General features: G+C 65.3%; 19 protein-coding genes. 11 read left to right on the plus strand and 8 right to left on the minus strand.

All coding sequences use genetic code 11. The annotated features are described in order from the left end of the window. Positions 1-176 precede the first annotated feature (176 nt). A complete protein-coding gene (gene wrbA / locus ACKN61_RS06565) occupies positions 177-776 on the minus strand; it encodes an NAD(P)H:quinone oxidoreductase (RefSeq protein ID WP_408952806.1) in 600 nt (199 codons plus the stop codon). A 390-nt stretch (positions 777-1,166) separates the two neighbouring features. Between wrbA and ACKN61_RS06570 the strand changes: the two genes are divergently transcribed. The 4 genes from ACKN61_RS06570 to ACKN61_RS06585 all read left to right on the plus strand — a co-directional run bounded on the left by ACKN61_RS06570 (position 1,167) and on the right by ACKN61_RS06585 (position 4,324). Continuing rightward, a complete protein-coding gene (locus ACKN61_RS06570) occupies positions 1,167-2,342 on the plus strand; it encodes an MFS transporter (protein ID WP_408952807.1) in 1,176 nt (391 codons plus the stop codon). A 468-nt stretch (positions 2,343-2,810) separates the two neighbouring features. Further along, the gene (locus ACKN61_RS06575) at positions 2,811-3,203 is read left to right on the plus strand and encodes a hypothetical protein (protein WP_408952808.1); all 393 of its coding nucleotides are present in this window, start codon (positions 2,811-2,813) and stop codon (positions 3,201-3,203) included. A 141-nt stretch (positions 3,204-3,344) separates the two neighbouring features. Continuing rightward, on the plus strand, positions 3,345-3,803 hold the full coding sequence (locus ACKN61_RS06580; protein ID WP_408952809.1) for a hypothetical protein: 459 nt from the start codon (positions 3,345-3,347) through the stop codon (positions 3,801-3,803). Between the two features lie 185 nt (positions 3,804-3,988). Further along, on the plus strand, positions 3,989-4,324 hold the full coding sequence (locus ACKN61_RS06585) for a hypothetical protein (RefSeq protein ID WP_408952810.1): 336 nt from the start codon (positions 3,989-3,991) through the stop codon (positions 4,322-4,324). A gap of 241 nt (positions 4,325-4,565) precedes the next feature. Here ACKN61_RS06585 and ACKN61_RS06590 read toward each other — a convergent pair whose 3' ends face one another. From ACKN61_RS06590 to ACKN61_RS06600, 3 genes are all read right to left on the minus strand, one after another. Beyond that, entirely contained in the window at positions 4,566-4,949 is a 384-nt protein-coding gene (locus ACKN61_RS06590) for a hypothetical protein (protein WP_408952811.1), read from the minus strand. Positions 4,950-5,026: 77 nt separating this feature from the next. Further along, positions 5,027-5,503, minus strand: a complete 477-nt coding sequence (locus ACKN61_RS06595; protein ID WP_408952812.1) for a hotdog fold domain-containing protein — start codon at positions 5,501-5,503, stop codon at positions 5,027-5,029. A gap of 511 nt (positions 5,504-6,014) precedes the next feature. After that, complete coding sequence (locus ACKN61_RS06600) at positions 6,015-8,495, minus strand: acyl-CoA dehydrogenase (RefSeq protein ID WP_408952813.1); 2,481 nt, start codon at positions 8,493-8,495, stop codon at positions 6,015-6,017. 359 nt (positions 8,496-8,854) lie between these two features. On the opposite strand from ACKN61_RS06600, the gene ACKN61_RS06605 reads away from it, so the two are divergent. From ACKN61_RS06605 to ACKN61_RS06630, 6 genes are all read left to right on the plus strand, one after another. After that, on the plus strand, positions 8,855-9,508 hold the full coding sequence (locus ACKN61_RS06605) for a TetR/AcrR family transcriptional regulator (RefSeq protein ID WP_051885191.1): 654 nt from the start codon (positions 8,855-8,857) through the stop codon (positions 9,506-9,508). 57 nt (positions 9,509-9,565) lie between these two features. Beyond that, positions 9,566-11,371 carry a phosphoenolpyruvate carboxykinase (GTP) gene (locus ACKN61_RS06610; protein WP_408952814.1) on the plus strand — a complete coding sequence of 602 codons (1,806 nt, stop codon included), beginning with the start codon at positions 9,566-9,568 and terminating at the stop codon, positions 11,369-11,371. 274 nt (positions 11,372-11,645) lie between these two features. Beyond that, the gene (locus ACKN61_RS06615) at positions 11,646-12,209 is read left to right on the plus strand and encodes an RNA polymerase sigma factor (RefSeq protein ID WP_408952815.1); all 564 of its coding nucleotides are present in this window, start codon (positions 11,646-11,648) and stop codon (positions 12,207-12,209) included. Beyond that, entirely contained in the window at positions 12,206-12,811 is a 606-nt protein-coding gene (locus ACKN61_RS06620; protein ID WP_408952816.1) for a hypothetical protein, read from the plus strand. Before ACKN61_RS06615 ends, ACKN61_RS06620 begins: the two co-directional genes overlap by 4 nt. An 18-nt stretch (positions 12,812-12,829) precedes the next feature. After that, a complete protein-coding gene (locus tag ACKN61_RS06625; RefSeq protein WP_081931105.1) occupies positions 12,830-13,792 on the plus strand; it encodes a DUF4097 family beta strand repeat-containing protein in 963 nt (320 codons plus the stop codon). Positions 13,793-13,981: 189 nt separating this feature from the next. Continuing rightward, entirely contained in the window at positions 13,982-15,244 is a 1,263-nt protein-coding gene (locus ACKN61_RS06630) for an aspartyl/asparaginyl beta-hydroxylase domain-containing protein (protein WP_408952817.1), read from the plus strand. A 938-nt stretch (positions 15,245-16,182) separates the two neighbouring features. Here the strand turns inward: ACKN61_RS06630 and ACKN61_RS06635 are convergent. The 4 genes from ACKN61_RS06635 to ACKN61_RS06650 all read right to left on the minus strand — a co-directional run bounded on the left by ACKN61_RS06635 (position 16,183) and on the right by ACKN61_RS06650 (position 24,690). Further along, positions 16,183-19,083 carry a TonB-dependent receptor domain-containing protein gene (locus tag ACKN61_RS06635; RefSeq protein ID WP_408952818.1) on the minus strand — a complete coding sequence of 967 codons (2,901 nt, stop codon included), beginning with the start codon at positions 19,081-19,083 and terminating at the stop codon, positions 16,183-16,185. 237 nt (positions 19,084-19,320) lie between these two features. Next, the gene (locus ACKN61_RS06640; protein WP_408952819.1) at positions 19,321-22,272 is read right to left on the minus strand and encodes a TonB-dependent receptor; all 2,952 of its coding nucleotides are present in this window, start codon (positions 22,270-22,272) and stop codon (positions 19,321-19,323) included. A gap of 498 nt (positions 22,273-22,770) precedes the next feature. Then, a complete protein-coding gene (locus ACKN61_RS06645; RefSeq protein ID WP_408952820.1) occupies positions 22,771-23,637 on the minus strand; it encodes a hypothetical protein in 867 nt (288 codons plus the stop codon). Positions 23,638-23,772: 135 nt separating this feature from the next. Then, positions 23,773-24,690, minus strand: a complete 918-nt coding sequence (locus ACKN61_RS06650) for an Hsp33 family molecular chaperone HslO (RefSeq protein WP_223619852.1) — start codon at positions 24,688-24,690, stop codon at positions 23,773-23,775. Positions 24,691-24,897: 207 nt separating this feature from the next. On the opposite strand from ACKN61_RS06650, the gene mtgA reads away from it, so the two are divergent. After that, on the plus strand, positions 24,898-25,647 hold the full coding sequence (gene mtgA, locus ACKN61_RS06655) for a monofunctional biosynthetic peptidoglycan transglycosylase (RefSeq protein WP_408952821.1): 750 nt from the start codon (positions 24,898-24,900) through the stop codon (positions 25,645-25,647). The last annotated feature ends 130 nt before the right edge of the window (positions 25,648-25,777 follow it).

A 25,777-nucleotide genomic window follows, 5' to 3' on the forward strand; every position in this document is an offset into this window, starting at 1 on the left:
CAGTACCTGTCACACTCTACGTACGCAATCGCGTGGCCGACAGGGCCATGGTTTGCCGTAATCGGCCGAAATCCGCCGAAATTGGCCCGAATGGGCTGCAGCCGTCCGCGGTCGGCAACGAACCGGTGAGGCGACAGTCACACCGCCCTGCCGGTCGCCTGGCCGGTGTCGCTCGCTCAACCGTGCAGTTTCCTGGTTACCTCGGCGACTTCGCGGCCCTGGTAGCGCGCCGCGTCGAGTTCGTTGTCGCTGGGCTTGCGCGCGCCGTCGCTGCCGGCGATGGTGGTGCTGCCGTAGGGCGCGCCGCCGGTGACTTCATCCAGGCGCGTCTGCCCCGGGAAACCGTAGTTGAGGCCGACGATCACCATGCCGAAGTGCAACAAGTTGGTGATGATCGAGAACAAGGTGGTTTCCTGGCCGCCGTGCTGGGTCGCGGTCGAAGTGAAGGCGGCGCCGACCTTGCCGTGCAATACGCCCGAGGCCCACAGGCCGCCGGCCTGGTCGAGAAAATTGGCCATCTGCGACGACATGCGGCCGAAACGGGTGCCGGTGCCGATGACGATCGCGTCGTAGTCGGCCAACTCGGCGATCTTCGCGATCGGCGCCTGCTGGTCGAGCTTGTAGTGGGACTTGCGCGCGACCTCGTCCGGCACCAGTTCGGGTACGCGCTTGATATCGACCTGCGCACCGGCTTCGCGCGCGCCCTCGGCGATGGCCTGCGCCATCGTCTCGATGTGGCCATAGGCCGAGTAATAGAGCACCAGGATCTTCGCCATCGCCGTAACCTCGTCGCCGAATAGGACATCGAGCCTAGGCCGGCGCTGTTCGAGGTCGCGTGAGGGTTCGATGGCGCGGTGTGACGGCGATGCTGCCTCGTCAGCGACTCAGGCCCGATAGCCTGCCGTATCGCGTCGCTACCGACTAGAGCGCGATCCGGGATTGACAGTCCCGAATCGTCGTTAACCCGCGAATGCATGCGACGGCGCGGCTTGCGGCGATCGTTCGCTGTCCGGAACGATGAAAGCATGGCGATGCGGTTTATCCGCGCGTCGCGATTTTCTAGATTGGCCCCATGCGCCGCACACGGCGCGCTGCGATCTTCCCCCTCGTCCTTCCGCGCCGGCCCGAGCGATCGGGCCGTTGCGTCTTCGTCCCCGGAGCTTGTCGTGCTACTGCCCCTTCTATTGCTGTCGGCGGCCGGTTTCACCGTGCTGACGACCGAATTCATCCTGGTCGGCCTGCTGCCGTCGCTGGCGCGCGATCTCGGCGTCAGCGTGTCGCAGGCCGGCTTGCTGGTGACCGTGTTCGCCTTCGCGGTCGCCGCCAGCGGTCCGTTCCTGACCGCGTATTTCTCCCGCTTCGAACGCAAACGCTTGTTCATCGTGGTGCTGCTGTTGTTCGCGGCCTCGAACGCGGTCGCGGCGATGGCGCCCAACCTCGGCGTGATGGCGTTCGCGCGGCTGATCCCGGCGCTCGGCGTGCCGGTGTTCTGGGCCCTGGCCAGCGAGACCGCGGTCGACCTGGCCGGCCAGGAACGCGCCGGCCGCGCGATCTCGGTGATTTCCTTCGGCGTGATCTGCGCCACCGTGATCGGCGTGCCGACCGGCACCCTGATCGCCGATGCCTTCGGCTGGCGCGCGGCCTTCGTCGCCCTGTCGATCGCCTCGTTGCTGAAGGCGACCTTGTTGTTCGTGTTCCTGCCGGACAGCCGCATGGACAAGCCGCAGGTGAAGCTGAGCCAGCAGTTCCGGGTGTTGCGCGATCCGCGGGTGAGCGGGCACGTGCTGCTGTCGGTGCTGCTGTTCACCGGCATGTTCACCGCCTACACCTACCTGGCCGACATGTTCGAGCGCCTGGCCGGCTTCGACGGTTCGGTGGTCGGCTGGGCGCTGATGGCGTTCGGTGCGGTCGGCCTGATCGGCAACACCCTCGGCGGCCGCATCGTCGACCGCAATCCGCTGGCCGCCTCGATGATCTTCAGCGTGCCGATGGCGCTCGGCCTGGTGCTGGTGGTGCCGTCGATCCACTCGCTGCCGCTGTTCGCCGCCACGCTGGCGTTGTGGGGCGTCACCCAGGCGGCCTTGTTCCCGGTCAGCCATGTGCGGGTGATGAAGTCCGCGCCCGAGGCGCCGGCGTTCGCGGCATCGCTGAACATTTCCGGTGCCAACCTCGGCATGGGCGTCGGTGCCATCGTCGGTGGACGGGTGATCGATGCGATCGGCGTCGGCGGCCTGGGCTATGTCGCCTCGGCGATCGTGGGGGTGTCGGTGGTGCTGGGCCTGGTGCTGATGTCGGTGGGTGCCCGGCCGGAGCCGGTCGAGGCGGTGGATTGCGCGACGTGAGCGGCGATGGGTCGCGCGGTTCCGCCCGGTCGAATCGCGCGATCCTTATTCGAGCGGCAGGCTCGAACGAAAACTGTTCAACGAAAAACTGCCGAGAAGGCAAAACGGAAGGAATCGAAAACTGGGTCAGAGTGCCTTTCCGACAACGAAAAGGGGCTCTGACCCGGTTTTGGTGGAACGTCAGGTCAGCGTGCTTTTCTATAGAGTGGGGTGACGATTTCCTATAGCTGGGGGGATCAGCATCTTTGCTAAGAGCGGGGTGGAATGCTTTTTCGATAGGGCGCTGGAGTCGAGTGCGCCCGCGACCAGCATTTTGTCGATTTGCATAGGTCTATACTTGCTCGGCTACGACGCCGGCGGCAATGCGGTCAGCCGCACCTTCTTCCGGGGCAGCGTGGTGAGGGTGCAGAGCAAAACGGGGTCAGAGCCCCTTTTCCTGGAATTACCTCAATGACGCCGAGCGTGGCAATGGCCGCTGATATCGCTACTTCCTCCCGCTGCTATAGAACCATGGCTACCGGGCTAGGTTTAGTGGCATGCGCCTGCAATTCGTTCGCCGACGAGGCTTCAGCCGGAGACGAATACATGTACTCGGCAGGTATCGCGATGTATTTGGTGGGCTTCTACAGCATCCAACTGCTGGTCACGCTGGCGTTATCCGCATGGAAGCTTTTCGGAAAAGACCTTGGATCGGCCGCATCAATATTCGGCAGATCCCTTGTTTCGATGGCGGGTTCGTTGCTCGCGATCTGGATGCTGTCGCAAATGCTACCGGACTCGTTATTCGTGCTGTTTCTTTTTGCTATAGCCGTGTTGCCGCCTGCTTTCTGGTATCTGTCGTTCAGGCTGCGCCGTCGCTGAACGAACCAAAACGGGGGTTAGAGCCCCTTTGCGATAGAGCCAGCAGTTGAAAAGTAGCTCTGACCCCGTTTTCCCGCTTCGGGCTCGATCTCGTTCAGTCCCAATGGAGCCATCACCGCACTTCCCCAGGGATTTCGTTGAATGAAAACTTGCATCATTGACTCCGTGGAAATCGAGCCCGCGCTGATTAGAGTCGGCTCGGTTTCGTTCGGGCGAAATCCGGGAGTGGATTCGCTGCCCTACAGCATCCGCGTCGACGTGGACACGGCGGACGGCTGCTTTGGCGCGTACTTCAGCGACTTCCTGGATAGAGAGAGCGAAGACGACGGCTCGGGCTATGAGCCCAGCGGGATTTATCTGGAACTCAAATCCGCCGGTTATCCTGCTTTTCCAATAATGGCCGAGCGCGAGCCAGGGCTTCTGGCCCGATTGATTCTGGAGCAATTGCCCGCGGAGTTCGTCGGCTACCTGTACCAGGACAACGAATCGTCGTTCGAAAGCAAGAAATATATTCTTCAGACGCTTGAAGACGCATCCGTGTCCGAGGGCGTCATTACTTGCTCCGGTCTTGCGTTCGCCAATCCAAGATACGTGGGTTGAACGAGGTGGCGGTGAGTCGTCGACGCGGCTCGGTCCGGCCGTCGTGACGGCATGAGCGGTCTTTGCGACTTCAACTTCGCCGAAACCTCTGTAAGGCGGCCGAGCTGCAACTGCAGCAGTTGAAAAGAAGCTCCGACCCCATTTTCCTGCCTCGTAACAGTCAATCCATGTGGTAGAAGAAAGTAATGAGCGAGCGAGATGCCGTGCTTGATGATGTGCTAAGAAAAATAGACAAGTGCATGCTCGATTTTAATTATCTCGAGCTGGCGCAAGACATCTGGGCAGCTTCGAGGGAAATGGTTGCGCAGGAAGACAAGGTGTTTAGAGAGTACCTCCAGTGGCTGGAGGGAAATCTGGATACTTTGGTTCATATTGATGCGCCGAGCGACGCGTTGAATTCATTTTTGAGCAAGCAAAGGGACTTGTTGCGCATGGCCATGCGGGACGTCAATGTGCTGGAATCCGCGCATTGGGAAGGGGCGATTGAATATGTGGAGGGCAAGAACAGCAGCCAGGCATAGCGTCCACGACGCTCGATGCCTTGCCGTTGTATTAGCTGCCTTCCCGATGCGAGGCACATGCGTAGGGTGTGCCGAAAATCGCAGGCATGAAAAACCACCGGTGTTTCGGAGGCGTTGTGGGAGGAGTTTCTACGCTCCTTGGCGAAGATTGCTATCGCCAGAACACAGTATCAACTGTCGTATGCGCGACGATATTGAATGTGTTGAAACTACGGAATCGATAGTCACCCTCAGGGTGCAATCATGCCACTAGCAACAAAGGTATCGCGAAGATCGCAGCGCCGAGCACGAACAGCGCAGTCAACACATGAATCATCGGCCGGTTGATCCGCAGAAATACGAACTGCTCGATGGTTCGCCCGACCCAGAACAGCGACATGCCTGCCAGCACCGCGCGGCCGAGTGCGGTGCTGTGCAGTTCGTCGGTATAGACGAAGCACAACACAGCAATGCCGAGCAGTATGTAAATCAGGCGCAGATTGAGAATCTGCAGGATGGCGCGGTCGGCGACGGTGGCGGTCTGCAGGCTGCGGCGCCAGCCGAACAGTTTCCAGAACGCCATGTGGAAGACGGCGAAAGCCAGGCTGTGCAGGCCGCCTAGCCAGATCCAGGCGCTTGCGCTCATGAGGGGGCTCCCGGTGCGGATTGCTTCGGTTGGATGCTACGCCGGGCCCCGGCCGCGCGCTGTGCCGGGGGCGCGAATCAGCCGCGCTTGGGCTTGGGCGAGACGCGCATCGCGATGCGGGCGCGGAACACCGTGTCGCCGGCGGGGTCGGTGACGACGACCTCGACCGGCAGGTCGTAGGCGCTGTCGGATTCGACGATGGGGGCGGCCGGGGTGGCGACGGCGCGGACGCTGCCGACCGCCTTCTTGAGGTATTCCACGCTCATGCCGACCGGGATCCAGCGCATCGAGCGCGGGATACTGACGTCGGTCATGACACCGCCGGTGAGTTCGGCCAGGTTACACATGGCGATGGCGTGCACGGTGCCGAGGTGGTTGGTGATCTTGCGGCGGTGGCGCATGGTCGCGCTGCAGCGGCCGGGTTCGAGCGACTCGAAGCGCGGCGAGATGCTGGCGAAGTAGGGCGCGTTCCAGCAGATGGCGCGCGAGAACAGCCAGTGGCCGGCCGGCCAGCGGCTCATCTTGTTGTACAGGGACAGGACGTCGGTGCTCATGGGCGGTGGCCGGATGGGTGGTGGAGGGGGCGCGCGTTATTTCTTGCCCTCGTCCCCGCGCAGAAGGGGCGAATGGATGCGTTTGCGAGCCGCTGGCTCGCGCATCCATGAACGCCAGGGTGCTGTGCGCCCTGGCCGGGCGGCAGAGACTTCAGAGCCATGTCGCGATGGAGCCCTGGATCCCCGCCTTCGCGGGGATGACGGCAGGAGAAGACGTGGTGCGGTGTGGGTGCTGGAAACCGAGTTGTCGTTGAAGGTTTGAGTGCGGTGATATTTTCAGATCGTCGTCCCCGCGCAGGCGGGGACCCAGGGCTTTATCGCGACATAACTCTGAAGTCTCTGGATCCCCGCCTGCGCGGGGATGACGGTAGAAAGTAGTGCCGATGCGGGCCGGGAAACCCGGTGCGGATAGGCGGTCAGCCCGCAGGCCGGCTCGGCTTCAAACTAAAAACGGCGGACCCGAAGGCCCGCCGTTTCGTTCAAGCGTCGCGTCGCATGCGCGATTCCCGGGTCAGGCCGCGGCGCGGGCGTCGCCGTGGTCGGCTGCGTGCTGCGCCTTGTAGCCGGCCGAACGCAGCTCGGCGGCGTCGAAGTCGTCGACGCTGATCGCATCGATGGTCATCTCGCGCAGCTCTTCCAGTTGCTTGCGTTCTTCCGCGGTGATCCAGCCTTCGCGCACGCCCTCGTCGAGCTGGCTCGGGAAGTCCAGCGCTTCGATGTCGCTGTTCTTGAGCGCCTTGAGGAACTTGCGCTCGACCGGTTCGGCCAAGATGACCTTCTGCAGGTAGCTGTTGATGCGGCCGGCCGGGTTGTTCTCGCAGGGGGTGATGAACAGACCCTCGGCGAGGCGGTCGCGCGCGTCGTTCGGCGACATCAGCAAGGACGCGGCGCGGTGGCCGAGGCGGTCGCTCGGCGCCTGGGCGCGGCGGCCCCAGGGGAAGATCAGCGCCCACAGCAGCCAGCCGACCGGACGGATCGGGAAGTTGCGCAACGCGCCCGACAGCGCCAGTTCGATCTTGTGCACGGCGTCGTGGAAGGCCCAGGCCAGCAGCGGCTGGTCGCCGGCCGGACGGCCCTGGTCTTCGTAACGCTTGAGCATGCTGCTGGCGATGTAGAGCTGGCTCAGCACGTCGCCGAGGCGGCCCGACAGCGATTCCTTGAACTTGAGCTTGCCGCCGAGCAACAGCATCGAGGTGTCGGCCATCACCGCCAGGGTCGCCGAATAACGGTTGAGCTTGCGGTAGTAGCGGCGGGTGTAGGCATCGCCCGGGGCGGCGCCGATGCGCGCGGCGGTCAGGCCGTACCACCAACTGCGCACGGCGTTGGAGATGGCGAAGCCGATGTGGCCGAACAGGTTCTTGTCGAACTCGCGCAGGCGCTCGGTTTCGTCGGGCAGCATCGCCGCCTTCATTTCCTTGAGCACCCACGGGTGGCACAGGATCGCGCCCTGGCCGAAGATCATCAGCGAGCGCGTCATGATGTTCGCGCCTTCCACCGTGATCATGATCGGCAGTGCCTGCCAGTTGCGGCCGGCGTAGTTCTTCGGCCCCAGGATGATGCCCTTGCCGCCGTGGATGTCCATGACGTCCTTGGCGACTTCGCGGGCCATCTCGGTGCAGTGGTACTTGGCGATGGTCGAGGGCACGGCCGGGTTTTCGCCGCGCGCGACTGCGGCGGCGGTGGCCTGCGACAACGCGCTGACCGCGAAGGCATGGCCGGCGATGCGCGCCAGCGCTTCCTCGACGCCTTCGAAACGGCCGACCGACAGGCCGAACTGCTTGCGGATGCGGGCATAGGCGCCGGTGACGATGGCGCCCATCTTGGCGCCGCCGCTGCCCGAGGAGGGCAGGGTGATCGAACGGCCGATCGACAGGCACTCGACCAGCATCTGCCAACCCTTGCCGGCGTAGGCTTCGCCGCCGATCAGCTGGCTCAACGGAATGAACACTTCCTTGCCGCGGATCGGGCCGTTCTGGAAGGTGCAGTTGAGCGGGAAGTGGCGACGGCCGACTTCGACGCCGGCGGTGTCGCGCGGCAGCAGCGCCAGGGTGATGCCGATATCGCGCTTGTCGCCGATCAGGCCGTCCGGGTCGTACATGCGGAAGGCCAGGCCGATCAGGGTCGCGACCGGGGCCAGGGTGATGTAGCGCTTGTCGAAGGTCAGCTTGACGCCGACCACGCGCGCGCCGTTCCAGTCGCCCATGGTGACGATGCCGAAGTCCGGGATCGAGGTCGCATCCGAACCGGCCCAGGGGCCGGTCAGGCCGAAGCAGGGCACTTCACGGCCGTCGGCGAGGCGCGGCAGGTAGTGATCCTTCTGTTCCTGGGTGCCGTAATGCATCAACAGCTCGGCCGGGCCGAGCGAATTCGGCACGCCGACGGTCGAGCTGACCACGCTGGAGACCGACGCGAGCTTCTGGATCACCTTGTGGTTGGCGAGCGCGGTGAAGCCCAGGCCGCCGTATTCCTTCGGGATGTTGAGGCCGAAGAACTTGTTCTTCTTGATGTAGCCCCACAGCTCCGGCGACAGATCGGCATCGATGTGGGTGATCTGCCAATCGTTGGTCATCTTGCACAGCTCTTCGACCGGGCCGTCGAGGAAGGCTTGCTCCTCGGCGCTCAGTACCGGCTTGGGCTGGGACAGCAGTTGCTGCCAGTCGGGCTTGCCCGAGAACAGTTCGCCTTCGAACCCGACCGTGCCGGCCTCGAGCGCGGTGCGCTCGGTTTCCGACAGCGGCGGCAGGATCTTGGTGTAGAAGCCGAGCAGCGGCTTGGTGATCAGCGGCAGGCGGATCGCCGGCACCAGCAGCGGCACCGCGATCAGCGCGACCAGGGCCGCGGCGACGATGGTCGCGACCGGATTGGCGCCCAGCAGATAACAGCCCACCAGCACCGTCGCGGTCAGCGCGGCCCAGACCGGCAGGCGCAGGCGGTGATAGGCGGCGATGGCGCCGACCAGAAGGAAGGCAAGGAAGGGGATCGCGATACTCATGGCGGCGCTCCGGAGGATGCGGCTAAGACTCAAGCTGAGATTCAAGCTAATGGGGCATGTGTGATGTCAGTGCGGATAGCGATGCTCCCTGGCCGGCAAGCCGATCGGCATTCAAACGCTGGCATCAAACACTTAACATACGGCCGAGTATGGAATCGCCGTTTCGAGCTGTCAACCGAGGCGGGAATCGGGAATCGAGAATCGGCAATCGGCGTTGGGCACGCAGGCCGGCGCGGTTTCTCTGAATTGGGCTGCAGCTCTTTATTTGAACGATTCCCGACTCCCCATTCCCGATTCCCGTCGTTTTTGCTGCACTGCGTACTGTTCCCGACCGTGGCGTATGGTTAAACTTGTCATCCATGAACCAGCCTGCCTCGAACAAGCCCGAGCCGAAGCTCGACACCCCGCCCGCCGTCTCGGCCGCCGACGCCAAGCCGGAGGCTAAGCCTGAGCGCAGCGGCCGCCTCAGCGCCGACGACTGGGCCCAGGCCGCCCTCGACTTGATCGCCGAACAAGGCGTCGCTGCGGTCGCGGTCGAACCGCTCGCGCGACGTCTCGGCGTCACCAAGGGCAGCTTCTACTGGCACTTCCCGTCGCGCGATGCGTTGCTCGTCGCCGCGCTGGAGCGCTGGGAAAAAGTCGAACAGGAAACCGTGTTCGGCCAGCTCGAGCCGATTCCCGATCCGCGCCAGCGCCTGCGTTCGTTGTTCCACCTCGTCGCCCACGAGGTCAAGTCGCACATCATCTATTCCGAGTTGCTCAAGGCGCTGGACCATCCCGCCGTGCAGCCGGTGATCGGGCGCGTGTCCGAACGCCGCCTGGATTACCTCACCGCTTCCTTCCGCCAGGCCGGCCTCAGCCGCACCGATGCCCAGCATCGCGCGCGCCTGCTCTACGCCGCCTATGTCGGCTTCCTGCAACTGAACCTGCAGTTGCACCAGACCCGCATGCAACACGACGAATTCGAGGCCTATGTCGAGCACATGATGGCCACGCTGATTCCTTCGTCATGACCCTTGTTTCCACTTGATTCGCTTTTTTTCCCGTTCCCCCGGCTGGAGAGCAATGCCGTGAATGCCAATTTGAAAGACGCCGCCCCCGCGACTGCCGTGCCGGGGAGCGCGGGCAGCCTGCTGGTCGCACTCAACGAATGGGTCGCGCAAGTTGCTGCGCTGACCCGTCCCGACAAGATTCACTGGTGCGATGGCAGCGATGCCGAATACGACGCCCTGGTCGCCCGGATGCTGGCCGACGGCACCCTCGAAACGCTGAATCAGGACACGCACCCGGGCAGCTATCTGCACCGCTCGCATCCCGACGACGTGGCCCGTGTCGAACACCTGACCTTCGTCTGCACCAACGAGCGCGAAGACGCCGGTCCGAACAACCACTGGATGGCGCCGGCGCAGGCGCACGCCCAGATGGACGCCCTGTTCGACGGTTGCATGCGCGGCCGCACCCTGTACGTGATTCCGTACTGCATGGGCCCGATCGACTCGCCGCTGGCGCGTTGCGGCGTGGAAATCACCGATTCGCCGTACGTGGTCGCCAACATGCGCGTGATGACGCGCATGGGCGCGCAGGCGCTGGCCCGCATCGAGCGCGAAGGCAGCTTCGTGCGCGGCCTGCATTCGATCGGCGAGCTCGATCCCGAGCGCCGTTTCATCATGCATTTCCCCGACGAACTGGCGATCAAGTCGTTCGGTTCGGGCTACGGCGGTAATGCCTTGCTCGGCAAGAAATGCCACGCGCTGCGCATCGCCTCGCACCAGGCGCGCAACGAGGGCTGGCTCGCCGAACACATGCTGATCGTCGGCATCGAGAACCCGATCGGCGAGACCCATTACGTCGCCGCCGCGTTCCCGTCGGCCTGCGGCAAGACCAACCTGGCCATGCTGATTCCGCCGGAAGGCTATCGCCACGCCGGTTGGAAGGTGTGGACGGTCGGCGACGACATCTGCTGGATGCGTCCCGGTGCCGATGGCCGCCTGTACGCGATCAATCCCGAAGCCGGTTATTTCGGCGTCGCGCCGGGCACCTCGGCCAAGTCGAACCCGAACGCGCTCAAGTCGATCCAGAGCAACACCATCTTCACCAACGTCGGTGTGACCGCCGACGGCCAGCCGTGGTGGGAAGGCCTCGACAACGGGCAGACGCCGGTCACCGACTGGCGCGGCAACCCGTATGACGCCGCCAAGGGACCGGCCGCGCATCCGAACGCACGCTTCACCGTGTCGGCCAAGCAGTGCCCGAGCTATTCGCCGGAAGCGGAAAACCCCGCCGGCGTGCCGATCTCGGCGATCGTGTTCGGCGGCCGCCGCGCTTCGCTGGTGCCGCTGGTGTTCGAGGCCCGCGACTGGACCCACGGCGTGCTGGTCGGCGCCGCGATGGGCTCGGAAACCACCGCTGCCGCGACCGGCGCGGTCGGCGTCATGCGCCGCGACCCGATGGCGATGAAGCCGTTCTGCGGCTACAACTTCGCCGACTACTTCAACCATTGGCTGTCGTTCGACCGCGAAGGCGCGCAGCTGCCGAAGGTGTTTCACGTCAACTGGTTCCGCAAGGGCGACGACGGCAAGTTCCTGTGGCCGGGCTTCGGCGACAACCTGCGCGTGATCGAGTGGATGATCGGCCGCGTCAAGGGCGAGGCCGGCGCCACCGAGACCCCGATCGGCCACCTGCCGGATGCGCAGGACCTCAACCTGGCCGGTGTCAGCCTCAGCGACGAGGCCTACGCCAAGCTGTTCGGCTTCGACCACGCCGCTTGGACCGCCGAATTCGACAGCATCGGCGACTACCTGCGCGAGTACGGCCCTCGCATGCCGCAGGCCCTGCACGACGAGCAGCAGCGCATCGCGGCGGCTTTGAAGGCCTAAGCCACCCGCTGTTCCCTTCTCCCGCGCAGCGGGAGAAGGCGCCCGACAGGGCGGAGCAGGGCGAGCGAATCCAAGCGGCCCGCGTTGGCGCGGGCTAGCCCTCACCCCAACCCCTCTCCCGCAAGCGGGAGAGGGGTTCATCGTCAGGCCCGACGGGCCTGACCTGGCGGACCGGCGCCCCGTCGCTCAAGGCCGCAATTCTTCCTGTCAGCGCTTAAACCCTGGGCCGCGATCGCGCATCGGACTCAGTATGCTGACCGCCGTGAACGACCACATGCCAGACACCGCAGCCTCGATCGAAGTCGACGACGACCGTGCCCTGGTCGCCGCCGCGGCGGCGGGCGGCGTCGCCGCCTTCGAAGCGCTCTACCGCCGCCACGCCGGCCGGGTCCAGGGTGTGATCGCCCGCCTGGTCGGTTACCACGGCGCCCGCGCCGAGGACCTGACCCAGGAGGCCTTCGTCCGCGCCTGGCAGGCCCTGCCGAACTTCCGCTTCGAATCGGCGTTCGGCACCTGGCTGCACCGGCTGGCGGTCAATACCGCCCTGATGGAACTGCGCGGGCGGCGCAGCCGGCCGTTCGAGGACAGCGACGAGGAGGCCTTCGAGCTGATCGGCAGCGTCGACTCGGCCGGCCATGTGATGGCCTTGTCGATGGATCTGGAACGCGCCGTCGCTACGCTGCCGCCCCGCGCCCGTGCCGTGTTGGTGCTGTACGACGTCGAAGGCTGGAAGCATGAGGAGATCGCCGCCGAGCTCGGCATGGCGGTCGGCAGTTCCAAAGCACAGTTGCATCGCGCCCGCAGTCTGCTGCGGTCGCGACTTGGAGAGCAGGCATGAGCGACCACAACCGAACCCCAGAAGCGAACACCCCGGAAGGCGAGCTGCCCGACGCCTTGCGCTGGCAGCTGCGTGCGCTGCGCCGGGATGCGCCGCCGACGCGCGATCTGTGGCCCGGCATCGCCGCGCGCCTCGGCGAGCAGGCCCCGCCGGCCGCCGCGCATACGCCGGCGGTTGCCGCCGAGGCGCAAGCCACCGCGCCGGTGACTGCCCTGCGAGCGCGTGAAACCACCCGCAACCGTTGGATGGCGCCGTTCGCGCTGGCCGCCAGCGTCGCCGCATTGGCGATCGGCATTGCTGGGCAGTACCGCGCCCAGCCCGAAACGTCGGTGCCGGTCGCCGCTCAGGCCAAGGGGCCTGCGAGCCTGGTGCAGCGCGAAGCCGACGGCATGACCCGCCAGTACCAGGCTGCGATCCGAGAGATCGCCCCGGCCACCGAACAAGCGAAAGTGATGCAGCCGGCGTTCGACGAACTCGACCGCAACGCCGCGCTGATTCTCGATGCGCTCGCCCACGACCCCGATTCGCGACTGTTGCTCGAACAACTGCGCCGCACTTACGCCCGCCGCCTCGCGCTCGCACAGCGCGTGGTTTACACCTGATCCACGGAGGACGCCACGATGACCACCGCTCACCCCCGCAACCGCAGCGCTCTCCGCAATCGCCGCCATATCGCTCCCGTGCTCGGCCTGTTGGCATTGGCCCTGGTCGCGGCGATGCCCGCCTGCGCCGCGACGCCGATCAACGAGACCCGTCCGCTCGACCCGATGGGCAGCATCGATATCGACAACGTCAAAGGCCTGATCCAGGTCCGCGCCTGGGACCGTCCCGAGGTCAGGATCGAGGGCAGCCTCGGCGAAGGCGTCGAGAAGCTCGAGATCGAAGGCGACCGCGAGCATCTGTCGATCAAGGTCCGCTACCCCAACCGCGGCAGCGGCATGGGTTTCCTGGTCGGCGGCGACAAGAGCGAGCCGACCGAACTGCGCCTGACCGTGCCGCTGCAGGCCAAGCTGGAGATCGATGCGGTCTCGGCCACCGTCGACGTCAACGGCGTCGCGCCGCGCGATCTCAGCATCGACAGTGTCAGCGGCGATGTGATCGTCGCCGCGGCCCCGCGCGAGGCCGAAATCGAAAGCGTCAGCGGCGACCTGCGCCTGACCCTCAACAGCGCGAAAGTCTCGGCCCAGACCGTCAGCGGCGACCTCAGCCTGCGCGGTCGGCTCAATGGCGAGGTCGACATCGAGACCGTGTCCGGCAAGGTCGACGTGACTACCCGCGAATCGCGTCTGGCCAAGCTGTCGGGCAACTCGGTGTCGGGCGACCTGCGCGTGACCGGTGCCTTGGCCGACGGCGGCGAGATCTCGCTGGAAACGGTCAGCGGCGACGTCCGCCTGTCGCTGCCGCGCGCGCTGTCGGCGACCGTGCGCGGACAGAGCTTCAGCGGCGACCTGAGCGCGCCCGATGCGCAGATCGTCCGGCCCAAGCACGGCCCGGGTTCGAGCTTCGAGCATCGTTACGGCAACGGCAGCGGTTCGATCAAGATCGAGACCTTCTCCGGCGACGCGACGCTGGAGCTGAACTGAGCGCTGTGCGCGCGCCGAGACCGCCGGAATCGCCTATTCGTCCGGTGCGCAGGCCGTAACCGCGCACCCTGTGCGGCGCAACGCCGCCGGTGTATGTTCCTCGCCTAGGCGCGTCAGCCGCGCCATCGATGCAGTGCCGATCGCGCCCCTGGGACGCGGTCGCAGTTCCGTCCGGCGAGGGAAGCGGTCTTGAACGAACAGGTCAATCAACTCGTCCAGGCCGCCGGCCTGGCCTCGCGTGCGGGCCGGTGGCAGGAAGCCGAAGCGCTCTGGAGCCAGGTGCGCAGCCTCGCGCCGCAGCACCCGCTGGCGCTCTACAGCCTCGGCATCCACGCCCTGCAGCGCGGCGACACCCGCGGCGCGGTCGAACTGCTGCAGGCCGCGCATCGCGCCGCGCCGAACGATCCGATGATCCTGCTCTCGATCGGCATGGTCCAACGCGAACGCGGCGACGCCACCGCCGAGTGGGAGGCGATCAGCGCCGCGCTCGTCGCCGATCCGTATTTCCTGGCCGGCCTGTTGGCCAAGGCCGCCTTCCTCGAACGCACCGGCAAGTCGCGGGCGGCGGCGCAGGCCTATCGCAACGCCTTGACGGTCGCGCCGCCGGAGCCGCATTGGCCGGACATGCTGAAGACCCAGTTGCTCCACGCCCAGAGCAAGGTCCAGCAGTATTCCGACGAGTTCAGCGAGTTTCTCGCCCATCGCGTCGGCGGTCCGCGCGCCGCGCTGGAGGCCGGCGTGCATGGGCGCTGGGACGAGGCCGCCTCGATCATGGTCGGGCGCAGCAAGCCGTATCACGCCGACTGCAACCAGCTGTGGATACCGCGGCTGCCGGCGATCCCGTTCTACGACCGCGCCCAGTTCCCCTGGGTGCCCGAACTGGAAGCGCGCACCTACGAGATCCAGCGCGAGATGCGCGAGGTGCTGCGCAACGAGCAGGCCGAGTTCACGCCCTATATCGAATACCAGCCCGGCGACCCGGTCAACCAGTGGCAGGAGCTCAATCACTCGAGGCGCTGGAGCACCTACAAACTGTGGAGCTACGCGCAGCCGGTGCACGAGCACCTGGCGCTATGCCCGCAGACCCGTGCCGCGCTGGAAGCGGTGGAGATGGCGCAGATCGCGGACGTCTGCCCGAACGCGATGTTTTCGGCGTTGGCGCCGCACACCCACATCCCGCCGCACCACGGCGAGACCAATGCGCGCCTGGTGGTGCATTTGCCGCTGATCGTGCCCGAGCGTTGCCGTTACCGGGTCGGTTTCGAGCGGCGCGAATGGAAGGTCGGCGAAGTACTGATCTTCGACGACTCGATCGAGCACGAAGCGCACAACGACAGCGACGAACTGCGCGTGGTGTTGATCTTCGACGTCTGGAACCCGCTGTTGTCGCTGGCCGAACGCGACATGGTCGACGCGATGATGCGGGCGCACAGGGATTTCCTGGCGGGCTGACGGTGCTTTCGATAGGCCGGGGCGCCGAGTTGATGCTTGGCCCGGCTGGGTGCCGTTCCAGTTTCAGATTCGTTGCTAGCCCAGCCTGGCTCTAGCCGTGGCCGTGGCCGTGGCCGTGGCCGTGGCTGTTGCCGTAATGATTTTGCTGTTGCTGTGCGCCGATTCGCACTAGCGAAGGCAATAGAAGACCCGGAGGGCGGCGCGCAGGGATGCGCGCCGTTTTTCATCGGGACAGGGATGTCCCGTATGTAGATCCCCGCGTTGGCACCGTTCGTGCGGGCTTGTGCCCTTAAAGAAAAGCCCTTTTCTTTGGTTACTTTCTTTTGGGGCTTATGCCAAAAGAAAGTTACCCGCACCCTTTAGGGGGCGGAAGCTCTGCACTTTCTTGAAGAAAGGGCGCGCGTCCAGTTGGAGCGGCGTGAGCCGCGACCACGGGACGCATAGAGACGACAAGGCCGATGTCATCCATCGAAGCGGAGTGCTTTCGCGGGTAGGAGCGGCGCGAGCCGCGACCGCGTTGTGACAATCTGCGGCGTATCGCTCAAGAAAGATCAGGATCTAGATCAAACGCCAAGAGCTTCCGCCACTAAAGCGGCGGGTTACTTTCTTTTGTCATAAGCAACAAAAGAAAGGTAACCAAAGAAAAATGCTTTTCTTTGAATCACAGGCCCGCACGAGCGATGCCGACGCAGGGATTTTTCATACGGGACATCCCTGTCCCGATGAAAAACGGCCCGCATCCATGCGGGCCGCCCTCCGGGTCTTCTATTGCCTTCGCTAGTGCATCGCGACGCACAACAACTGCAAATCTTTACGGCAAGGGCAACGCCCAGGGCCAGAGCCAGAGCCAGGGCAGGGCACATCCCGATTACTTTTCCTCGCCCACAAAAAAAGGCGGGCCGAAGCCCGCCTCAATTCGACTCGGATGATGCTTTTTATTAGAAGCGCATCGTCAGGCCCAGGGTGTAGTAGCGACCCAGGGTGTCGTAGTACTGCGGGAACGTGTTGCCGCTGTTGAAGCCGGTGCTGCCGATGTTGCTGCCCACGACCGGCGGCTTCTTGTCGGCGACGTTGTTCACGGTGAAGTTGATGCGAGCGTTCCACGGCAGTTCATAGGCCATGGTCAGGTCGAAGTAGTCGTACGAATCGATCGAGGTGTAGTCCGGGAACCACTCGATCGGACCCGGTTCGACGTCGACTGCGCTCAGGTGACGCCAGTTGAAGCCGAGCTCGAAGTCCTTGATCGACCACACCGCGCGGAAGTTCGACTTGTAGTCGTACACGATGCCGGCGATGACGTTGCACGAGACGCCGTAGACGCCGACGCAGTCGTGCTTGCCGACCTGCGGGTCGCCCTGGTAGTCGTAGGTGTCGGTCTTGGTCAGATCGAGCGCGAAGTCCAGACGGCCCCAATCGTTGCTCAGCGGGATGCCGTAGCGAACGCCCAGGTCCCAACCGTCGGTGGTGATGCGGCCCTTGTTCGAGCGGTTGAGGAACGGACCGCGCGCTTCGCCGTTGAGCGAACCGTCGACCACTTCGCGCGCGCCGATCATCAGCTGGCACATCGGGTGGGTGATGCTGAGGGTCGGGTTGAACTCGCGGTCGTAGCAACCGAACAGCGCATCGCCGAGCACCGGACGGGTGATCGCGTCCTTGATGTCGATCTTCCAGTAGTCGAGGGTGATCGACAGCTCTTCCATCGGCTGCCAGACCAGACCCAGGGTCTGGGTGTCGGCCTTTTCCGGGCCCAGGATCGGGTTGCCGCCGATGAAGGCGTTAGCCTGACCCGCGCTCGGACCGTCGACGCCGCCCTGGCTGTCGAGGATCGCCTGCGGCACGCCGGTGGCGACGCAGAGCGCTGCGACCGAACCGGTCACGCCGCCATTGAGAGCCAGCTGCGAAGCTTCGCAGGGATCGACCGCGGTGTTGTCCAGACCGGTGACGACCGGCTGGAACAGCTCGTTGATGTTCGGGGCGCGGGTCGCGCGCTGGAACATGCCGCGGAAGCGCAGCGTTTCGATCGGAGCCCATTCCAGGCCGTACTTGTAGCTGCCGTAGTCGGTGTCGGTCTGGCCCGACTTGAACTCGGTGTGGCGGTAGCCGGCTTCGAAGTTCAAGGCGTGCGCGCCGGTCTTGCCGCTGATCAGCGGCACGATCGTTTCGAAGTAGGCTTCACGCAACTTCAGGCTGCCTTCGACGTCGGGATTGGCGCCGCCCGAGCCCTGCACTTCTTCCGGATCGCGCGAAGCCGCGTCGGCGCGGTTCAGCGCCGTCATCTTGCGGCCTTCCAAGCCGAACGCCATACCGATCGGGTAATCGGCCCACGGGCTCTTGAAGTTGTCGCCCAGGTCGCCGTTGACCGAACCGGACCAGACTTCCTGTTCGACGCGCTGGGTGGCGAAGGTCAACACTTCGAGGAACTTCTTCGAGTTCGGGCTGATCGTGCCTTCCACGCCCCACAGGTTCAGCGGGGTGCAGCCGTTGGTCGGGTCGACGCAGTTGACGCCGTCGGTCGACAACAGGGCCTGCTGGGTGCGGGCCTTGGACAGGAAGCCGGCCGACACGGTCAGCTGATCGGCTTCGCCGTGCGACCAATAGGCGTCATAACGCCAGCGGTCGTTGATCTCGCCGCGCAGGCCCAGGGTGGCCTGGAAGACCTTGTTCTGGAAGTCGGTCGAGCGGGTGCCGAGCTCGGTCGTACGACGGTTCAAGGTGGTGTTGACGGTGGTCGGGCTGCCGACGACGCAGTCGCCCGCGGCCACGCCGAACTGGGTGCAGATCTGCTGACGCGCCGGCTCCGGAATCAGCGGGTTGCCGATGCCCAGATCGAAACGGCCGCCGAACAGGCCGCCCGGGGCGATCTGCGAGAACACGTTCGAGCGCGTGTAGAGCAGCTGGGTGTAGGCCTCGGCGTGCTCGTTGATCTCGTAGCGGCCCAGTGCGGTGGCCTGCCAACGATCCAGCGCGGTCTGGTTGAAGTTGAACGGGTTGTAGTTGAACGGCGTGACGATGCGATCGAAACGGCCGGTGGCCGGATTGATCTGGCCGAGCGGGCCGACGCGGGTCGGGATCGAGGTGCCCGAACCGCCGGCTTCGCCGTTGGTCGAGTCGAGGTTGAACTCGGAGAAGCCGCGCGAACCCTGCAGCAGCGGGTCGTTGTCGGTCTTGCCCAGGCTCAGCACGAAGTTGCCGCGGCCGTCGTCCAGGTTCATGCCCAGGGTGACGGTGGTGTTGCGGCGGTCGCCGTCCTGCTTGCTGGACTGGCCGTAGCTGGTGTTGACCTCGACGCCTTCGAAGTTGCGCTTGAGGACGAAGTTGACCACGCCCGAGACGGCGTCGGCGCCGTACACGGCCGATGCGCCGCCGGTGACCAGGTCGACGCTGTCGATCAGCGCGACCGGGATGACGTTGGTGTCGACCACGCCGAACAGGTTGAACGGAACGACGCGGCGGCCGTCCATCAGCACCACGGTGCGGTTGTCGCCGAGGCCGCGCAGGTTGATCGTGGCGCCGCCGTTGGCGCCGTTGTTGGTGCCGGGACCGATGGCCGGCACGGCGCCGGGCAGGACCTTGAGGAAGTCTTCGGCGGTGACCGGCTGGTTGCGGTCGATCTCTTCGCGATCGACGGTCATGACCGGGCTGTTGGTGGTCAGGCCGGGAATGGAAATGCGGCTACCGGTGACCTGGATGCGATCCAGGGTGGTGGCGTCTTCAGCGGGCGCTGCGGCGGGTGCCGCGGCGTCCTGGGCGGAGGCAAGGCCGGTGCCGGCCAGGCTGGTCGCGCCCACGCACAACGCGAATACGATCGCGTCGCGCAGTTTGGTGGTCTTCAGGGTCATCTCTCTCTCCAAGTCTGTCCTGAACGAACGGGTCCCAAGCAAAGGGGCTAGCCAAACGGCGCATACGTAAAGGCCTAAATTGGCAAAGCCGGCCCGATAGTAGACGCCTTGGCCGAGTAATTAAAGTGTTGTTAAGTGCTTTTTTGTCGCAAAAGCCCCTGCGACCAGGTTTTCGGGGCACAAAAGAAAACGGCCTCCCGAAGGAGGCCGTTCTCGTGTTGCGGCAACGCGTGGTGCTTAGAAGCGCTGCTGGTACTTCATGTACACGAAGCGACCGATGTCGAACTGGCCCTGGTAGGACACGTTCGCGCTCGGCTGGCTGTACACGGTCGGGCCGACGTGATCGAACACGTTGTTGGCGCCGAGCGCGACAGTCGCATTCCACGGGGTCGCGAAGCGGACTTCGAGGTCGTGGAAGGTGTTGGAACCGAGCTTGTTGGTCGGACGGGTCTGAGCCGGGTTGGCGGCGCGGAAGGTCGGGTTGTCGCACTCGCTCGGGAAGAGCGTGGCCGACAAGCAGGTTTCCTTCATCGACGAGTAGTAACGCGCACCCCAGGTCGCGCTGACCGGGCCCTTCTCCCAGCTCAGGCTGGCGTTGGAGCGGACGCGGAACGTGCCGACGAAGCCCGGCGACGTCGCGTAGCCGACCAGCTGCTGCGGCAGGGTCGTCGGGTTGGTGTCGGTCTTGATCTCGTCCTGAGTGGTGTACGTCGTCTGCCAGTTCAGGTTGAAATTGCCGACCTGCGTGGGCAGGCGATAGTTCAACTCGAAGTCGTAGCCTTCGGTCTCGCGATAACCAGCGTTGATGCTGGTGAAGTTCAGGCTGTTGACATAGCCCAGGACCGGATCGCGGGTGAAGCCGGCGCAACGCGCAGCGTCGTTCTGAAGGTAGCAGTCGTTGAGCATCTGCGTCGGCGTGTCGGCGACGATGGTGTCTTCGATCTTGATCGTCCACCAGTCGAGGCTGACGTTCAGGCCTTCGACGAAGCCCGGGCTCCAGACCAGACCCAGCGTCTTCGATTCCGAGGTTTCCGGAATCAGGTTCGGGTTCGCACCGGAGAAGAACGCCACCGGCGTCTGCGCGTTGGTGCCCGTCGCCGGGACGAAGCCCTGCTGCAGCTGACGGAAGGCCGCTGCGTTGACGATATCGGCCGAGCAACGCGCGTTGCCGCGAGCGGCGCCGAAGGTCGTGTCGCAGGGATCGGTGAAGAACGAGAAGGTCTGCGAACCGCCACCGTACAGATCGTTGATGGTCGGAGCGCGGAAGCCTTCAGCCCAGGTGCCGCGGACCAACAACGAGTCGATCGGCTTCCACTTGAAACCGAACTTGTTGTTGACCGTGTCGCCGAAGGTGTCGTAGTCGGAGTAACGGCTGGCGACGCTGAAGCTCAGCTCCTTCGCGCCCGGCAGATCGGCGAGCAGCGGGATCGCGAGTTCGACGAAGAACTCGTCGACCTTGTACGAACCTTGGGTCGGACCGCCGGCGAGGGTGGTCGAGTTGCCGGTCACGGCCTGCGCGTCCGGGATGAAGCGACCTTCTTCCTTACGGTGTTCATAGCCGACCGCGAAGCCCAGGTCGCCGCCCGGCAGGGCGAACAACGAGCCGGCGAGGTTGGCGCTGTACACGCTGGTTTCGGTCTCGCCGCTGGAGTTCAGGCGCTGGAACAGGAAGTCCTGCAGTGCCTGGTTGCCGGTGAGGCCGCCGTCGCCGGTACGGCCGAACGGGATGTACGGATTCCACGGCACGCACTGGGTCAGCGGGATCGGCGATGCGGCCGAACCGCACTGGACCACGCCGTTGGCGTTGAGGAACGACGGGCCCACCGCTTGCTTGGTGCGCTCGATGTTCAGGTTGCCGTAGTTTTCCTGGGTAACCTTGTTGTTGTTGTACAGGTAGCCCACGTCCCAGTCGAAAGTGCGCTCGCCGATATCGAAGTTGCCTTCAAGGCCGGCAGCGAAACGCCAGGTGGTCGAGGTGGGCTTGTCGGTGCGCGGGATTTCCCAGGTACGGCGCCAGAAATTGACGTCCTGCGGGGCGCCATAGCCGTGGTGGCTGCCGACCGGGTTGTAGTAGCTGTCGCGCGACATGCGGAAGCCGCCCGGGATCGGACCGGCCGAGGCGCTCTGGAACGGATAGCCGGCGACCTGACGCTCTGCATCGCGCGACGAGTACAGGATGTCGCTGCGGAAGCGCAGCTTGTCGTTGATGTCGAACACGCCGTTGACGAACAGCGAGCGGCTTTCCAGCGGCGTACGCAGGTGCGTCTGCAGGTTGGTGTTGCTCTTGTCGATCGGCGAACCGTTCGGATCGGCAGCGGTGCCGCCGGTGTTGCCGTTCTGGGCGTGGTAGTTGGCGATGTTGCGGTAGTCGGCACCGGCGTTCAGCACGCGGTTGCCGCCGAGCGCGGTCGGCAGGTTGATCACGCCCCACTGGCTGACCGTGGTCCAGCCGCGGGTCGGGTGCATGCCGCCCTGCGGATAGGCCGAGAATTCGCGGTCGCCCGAGAACACGGCTTCTTCCTTGCGGTATTCGACGGCGGCGGTCAGCGAACCGCGGTCACCGGTGAAACCGAGGACGAAATCGGCTCGCGTGGTTGCGCCGTCGCCCTGGCTGTACTGGCCGTAGTAGGCGTTGGCGGTGGCGCCTTCGAAGTTGGTGCGGGTGATGATGTTGACCACGCCGGCGATGGCGTCGGAGCCGTAGATCGACGAGGCGCCGTCCTTCAGCACTTCGATGCGCTCGACCGCGGCGGTCGGGATCAGCGAGACGTCCTGGAGACCGCTGGTGCTGATGCCCAGGCGCTTGCCGTTGACGAGGATCAGGGTGCGGGTGGCACCGAGGTTACGCATGCTGATGAACTGGCCGCCGACGTTTTCGCCGGCCGACAGCGGCATGGCGCGGCTGATCGCCGGTGCGCCGACTGCAGAGATGTTCTGCAGGATTTCGGCGACCGACTGGAAGCCTTGCTTTTCGATATCCGCGCGGGTGATCGACAGAACCGGCTGTGCGGTTTCGAGATCGACCTGACGGATGCGCGAACCGGTGACCTCGATGCGATCGAGGGTGGTCGCTTCCTTCTGGGCGGGGGCGCTCGCTTCCTGCGCGCCGGCGGCACCTGCGAGGGCCGTCGAGCCCACTGCGAGCGCGAAGGTAATCGCGTCGCGGAGCTTGGTGGTTTTAAAAGTCATTCTCTCTCTCCGAATCGGTCTGGTGTACCCGTGTATCCCGCCGGAGGAGTCAAATCAGACGCCAAGGCCGGCAAGGTTCGCCGATCCTAACCGCGCCTTCGGAAAAATTAAAGTGTCGTTAAGTGTCTATTTGTGACGTATGCGGTGCGAGGGCTGTGAGCCCGTCTCCACCGTACTTTCGCGTACATTTTCTGGGAGCGGCCATCACGTTCGGCTAATGTGCCTATTCAGCTAGCTGACGCGGTCGAGTGGCGCGGGCATGGTTGGCGGCAGGCCTGAGGCGATATCCGCCGCGCCGTCGATGGAGCGAGGTCCGCTCGTCGAAAAGTTTGCCCCTGAATGATCGCTTCGCCGCCGCGAGCAGGCAGAACGGCTGGCGAGGCCAGGCCGATGCGCAGTTCTTCACCGCCGCGGCCGTCATGGCCGAGGTCGCTCAGGAGATGTTTTGAAGGAGGCGTGCCGCCTCGGATCGAAATAGCCGGTCGGGTCGGAACCCGATCAGAGATCCTGCTCGTAGCGGACGTAGGGCACGGTGCCTTCGTCCTTCTCGCCGTTGCCCGGGGCGAACGGATTCTTGCCGCGCGTGACGACGTTTTCGGCGCCGACGGTGAGCTGGCCGCTCCACGGCGTGCGCCAGGTCAGGCCGACCCCGAGGCCTTCCCATGGGGCTGCTTGGCCGGGGGTGTCGACGACGCGGCCGACGATGTTGGCGCCGAAATTACCGACACCGATTCCGAGGGTGATGCTCTTGCTGCTCCAGCGATCGGCCACGCTGGGCATCTCGCCGGCAGGGATCAGGCGCGCACGCGCCCAGGTGCCGCCGATCGAGACCAGGGCGTCGCCGCTACCGACGTTCTTCTGGCCGTAGACGGTGAGGGTGTTCTGGTCGACGCGGTTGGTGCGGCTGTTCGGGCTCAACCAGGCGGGCATGGTGTCGCGTCCGTTGCCGACGGCGACACCGACGCGGCCGCCGGGGCGGCTGATGCTGGCGCCCACGGAGACCTGACGGCTGTCGTTGCGAGCGTCGTCGTCGTCGAGAGAGGCGAGCAGGCAGTGATTGGCGAGGTTGCCGACCACGCCGGCCAGGCCGGCCTTGCGATCGCAGACCAGGCCGAGGCCGTCGCCCCCGTCGAGGCCGAGCGCGGCGTTGAAGGTGTTGTTGCCGACTTTGAAGCGCGTACCGGCGGCTCGGTTGCTGTCGGGTTCCAGCTGCAGCAGGTATTCCAGCTTGCCGTTGCTCTGGTTCCAGACCGGCAGATAGGTGGCATCCGCACGCTTGCCCGGCAGTGCCTGCGCATGCGCGCCCGCAGCCACGCCGAAGGCGAGCGACAGGACAAGCGGCAATTGGCGCAGGTGCTTGAGCATGGATTCTTTAGGAGTGCGGACCGTCGTTATGACCGGGTGAAGCCGGCCAAGTTCCCCATTTCTTGCCGGTCGACTATAGCCGGTTTATGTTTATTTAACAATCGGAGCGATGTCTCAAATCCGACCGATTCACCCTCACTGTAGTCGGTCCGGAGCCTCTATTTCATGGGCCGCGGCGGCAAACAGGCCGGCAATTTGGTTGCGGTCGAAACCATAGCGTTGGCCGCAGAACTCGCAGCGGATCTCGGCCTCGCCGTCGGCCGCGGCGGCCTCGGCCTCCTCCTGGCCGAGCGAGACCAGCATGGCCTCGACCCGCTCGCGCGAGCACGAGCAGGCGAAGCCCAATGGCTTGCCGCCGAGCAACTGGATGCCGTCCTCGTGGAACAGCCGGGTCAGCAGGGTGTCGGTCGGCAGTTCGAGCAATTCCCCGGCGCTCAGGGTGTCGAACAGGGCGCCGACCCGGACCCAGCCGTCGTCGTCGCCCTCGTCGCCGGGCAGCTTCTGCAGCATCAGGCCGGCGGCCTGCCGTTCGTCGGCGGCCAGCAGCAGGCGGGTCGGCAACTGCTCGGATTGGCGGAAATAGCCCTCGAAAGCGCCGGCGAGCGAGTCGGATTCCAGCCCGACCAGGCCTTGGTAACGAACCGGTTCGCGGCCGTGCAGGCCGGGGTTCTCGATGGTGATGGCGAGCATCGCGTCTGGCCCCATGCCGCGCAGGTCGCGCGACACCGTGCCGGCGTCCTCGTCGAGCTGGGCGATGCCGCGCAGGGTGCCGGCGGCCGTGCATTCGGCGAACAGGGTGCGCAGCGCGCCATTACCGCGCAACTGCACCGAGAGCCGGCCGTCGACCTTGGCGTGGCCGGTGAACAACGCCGCCGCCGCGGCCGCCTCGCCGAGCAACTCGGCCGCGGCGGCCGGGTAATCCGAGCGTTCGCGGATCTGCTGCCAGGTATCGTGCAGGTGGACGCGCACGCCGCGGACGCCGGCGCCTTCGATCAGAAAGCGGGTCAGGCGGTCGCGGTCGTCGGTGTGGGCGGCGGGGCGGGCTTCGGTCATCGTCGTACTCTCGGTCGCGCGGATCGTGCGGTTATGCGAATGCGGGACGCGGCATCGCGGATAATGCGCGGGTTCCTGTGAAGGGGGGAGGTAAAGCATGCCGATGCGTTCGGAGCGAATTTCAGCCGTGCCGGCATATGGGCGCTTGCGCGGCCACCGGGCAAGAGTGGGGACGGAGGCGATGCGGTGCAAGGCTTGACCGAGCGTATGGCCGCGCCTCCCGGAGGCGAGCCGGCCGCGCCGGCACCGCGCCCGCGGCGTCTGCGGCGTTGGCTGCGCTGGCTGGTCGCCCTGCCGTTCCTGTTCGTGCTGGCCTCGGTGCTGCAGGTCGCCACCCTGCGCTTCGTCGACCCGCCGTTCTCGGCCTTCATGATGATCCGCCAGCTCGAAGCCTGGGGCTCGGGCGATTTCGGGTTTCGTCTCGCCCACGATTGGCGCGACCTCGAGGAGATGTCCTCGAACGTGCCGGTCGCGCTGGTGGCGTCGGAAGACCAGAATTTCGCCGAGCATTTCGGCTTCGACCTCAAGGCGATCGAGAAGGCGCGCAAGAACAACGCGCGCGGCCGCAAGGTCCGCGGCGGCAGCACCATCAGCCAGCAGACCGCGAAGAACCTGTTCCTGTGGAGTGGCCGCAGTTGGATCCGCAAGGGCGTCGAGGCCTGGTACACCTTGCTGATCGAATCGATGTGGTCCAAGCACCGGATCATCGAGATGTACGCCAACTTCGCCGAGTTCGGCGATGGCGTATACGGCGCCCAGGCGGCGGCGCGCACCTATTACCGCAAGGACGCGCGCCAGCTCGGCGCAGCCGAAGCCGCGCGCATGGCCGCGGTGCTGCCGAACCCGAAGCGCTACAGCATTTCCCGGCCCGGCCCCTACGTGCAGCGCCGCGCCGGCGCGATCCAGCGGCAGATGCGTTCGATCGGCGGCAACGGCTATCTGAAACAAATCGAGTGAGTCCGGATCGAATGCGTCCGGATTGAATGAGCAGGGTCGAGCGGGCCGCGGCCCGGCGGATCGGCCTGAGGTCGCGGCGTCTGCGCCACCGCCGATCGGCGATCACATCGGCGCGGCAGGCGTCGCCGCT

The organism is Lysobacter sp. Hz25 (assembly GCF_046097045.1).
Lineage (GTDB): Bacteria > Pseudomonadota > Gammaproteobacteria > Xanthomonadales > Xanthomonadaceae > Lysobacter > Lysobacter antibioticus_B.

Coding starts and splice junctions, on each gene's coding strand:
- ACKN61_RS06600 (WP_408952813.1), bottom strand. CDS start 8,495: ATGAGTATCGCGATCCCCTTCCTTGCCTTCCTTCTGGTCGGCGCCATC.
- ACKN61_RS06605 (WP_051885191.1), top strand. CDS start 8,855: ATGAACCAGCCTGCCTCGAACAAGCCCGAGCCGAAGCTCGACACCCCG.
- ACKN61_RS06640 (WP_408952819.1), bottom strand. CDS start 22,272: ATGACTTTTAAAACCACCAAGCTCCGCGACGCGATTACCTTCGCGCTC.
- ACKN61_RS06620 (WP_408952816.1), top strand. CDS start 12,206: ATGAGCGACCACAACCGAACCCCAGAAGCGAACACCCCGGAAGGCGAG.
- ACKN61_RS06580 (WP_408952809.1), top strand. CDS start 3,345: ATGAAAACTTGCATCATTGACTCCGTGGAAATCGAGCCCGCGCTGATT.
- ACKN61_RS06590 (WP_408952811.1), bottom strand. CDS start 4,949: ATGAGCGCAAGCGCCTGGATCTGGCTAGGCGGCCTGCACAGCCTGGCT.
- ACKN61_RS06645 (WP_408952820.1), bottom strand. CDS start 23,637: ATGCTCAAGCACCTGCGCCAATTGCCGCTTGTCCTGTCGCTCGCCTTC.
- ACKN61_RS06635 (WP_408952818.1), bottom strand. CDS start 19,083: ATGACCCTGAAGACCACCAAACTGCGCGACGCGATCGTATTCGCGTTG.
- ACKN61_RS06585 (WP_408952810.1), top strand. CDS start 3,989: ATGAGCGAGCGAGATGCCGTGCTTGATGATGTGCTAAGAAAAATAGAC.
- mtgA (WP_408952821.1), top strand. CDS start 24,898: ATGGCCGCGCCTCCCGGAGGCGAGCCGGCCGCGCCGGCACCGCGCCCG.
- wrbA (WP_408952806.1), bottom strand. CDS start 776: ATGGCGAAGATCCTGGTGCTCTATTACTCGGCCTATGGCCACATCGAG.
- ACKN61_RS06575 (WP_408952808.1), top strand. CDS start 2,811: ATGGCCGCTGATATCGCTACTTCCTCCCGCTGCTATAGAACCATGGCT.
- ACKN61_RS06615 (WP_408952815.1), top strand. CDS start 11,646: ATGCCAGACACCGCAGCCTCGATCGAAGTCGACGACGACCGTGCCCTG.
- ACKN61_RS06650 (WP_223619852.1), bottom strand. CDS start 24,690: ATGACCGAAGCCCGCCCCGCCGCCCACACCGACGACCGCGACCGCCTG.
- ACKN61_RS06625 (WP_081931105.1), top strand. CDS start 12,830: ATGACCACCGCTCACCCCCGCAACCGCAGCGCTCTCCGCAATCGCCGC.
- ACKN61_RS06595 (WP_408952812.1), bottom strand. CDS start 5,503: ATGAGCACCGACGTCCTGTCCCTGTACAACAAGATGAGCCGCTGGCCG.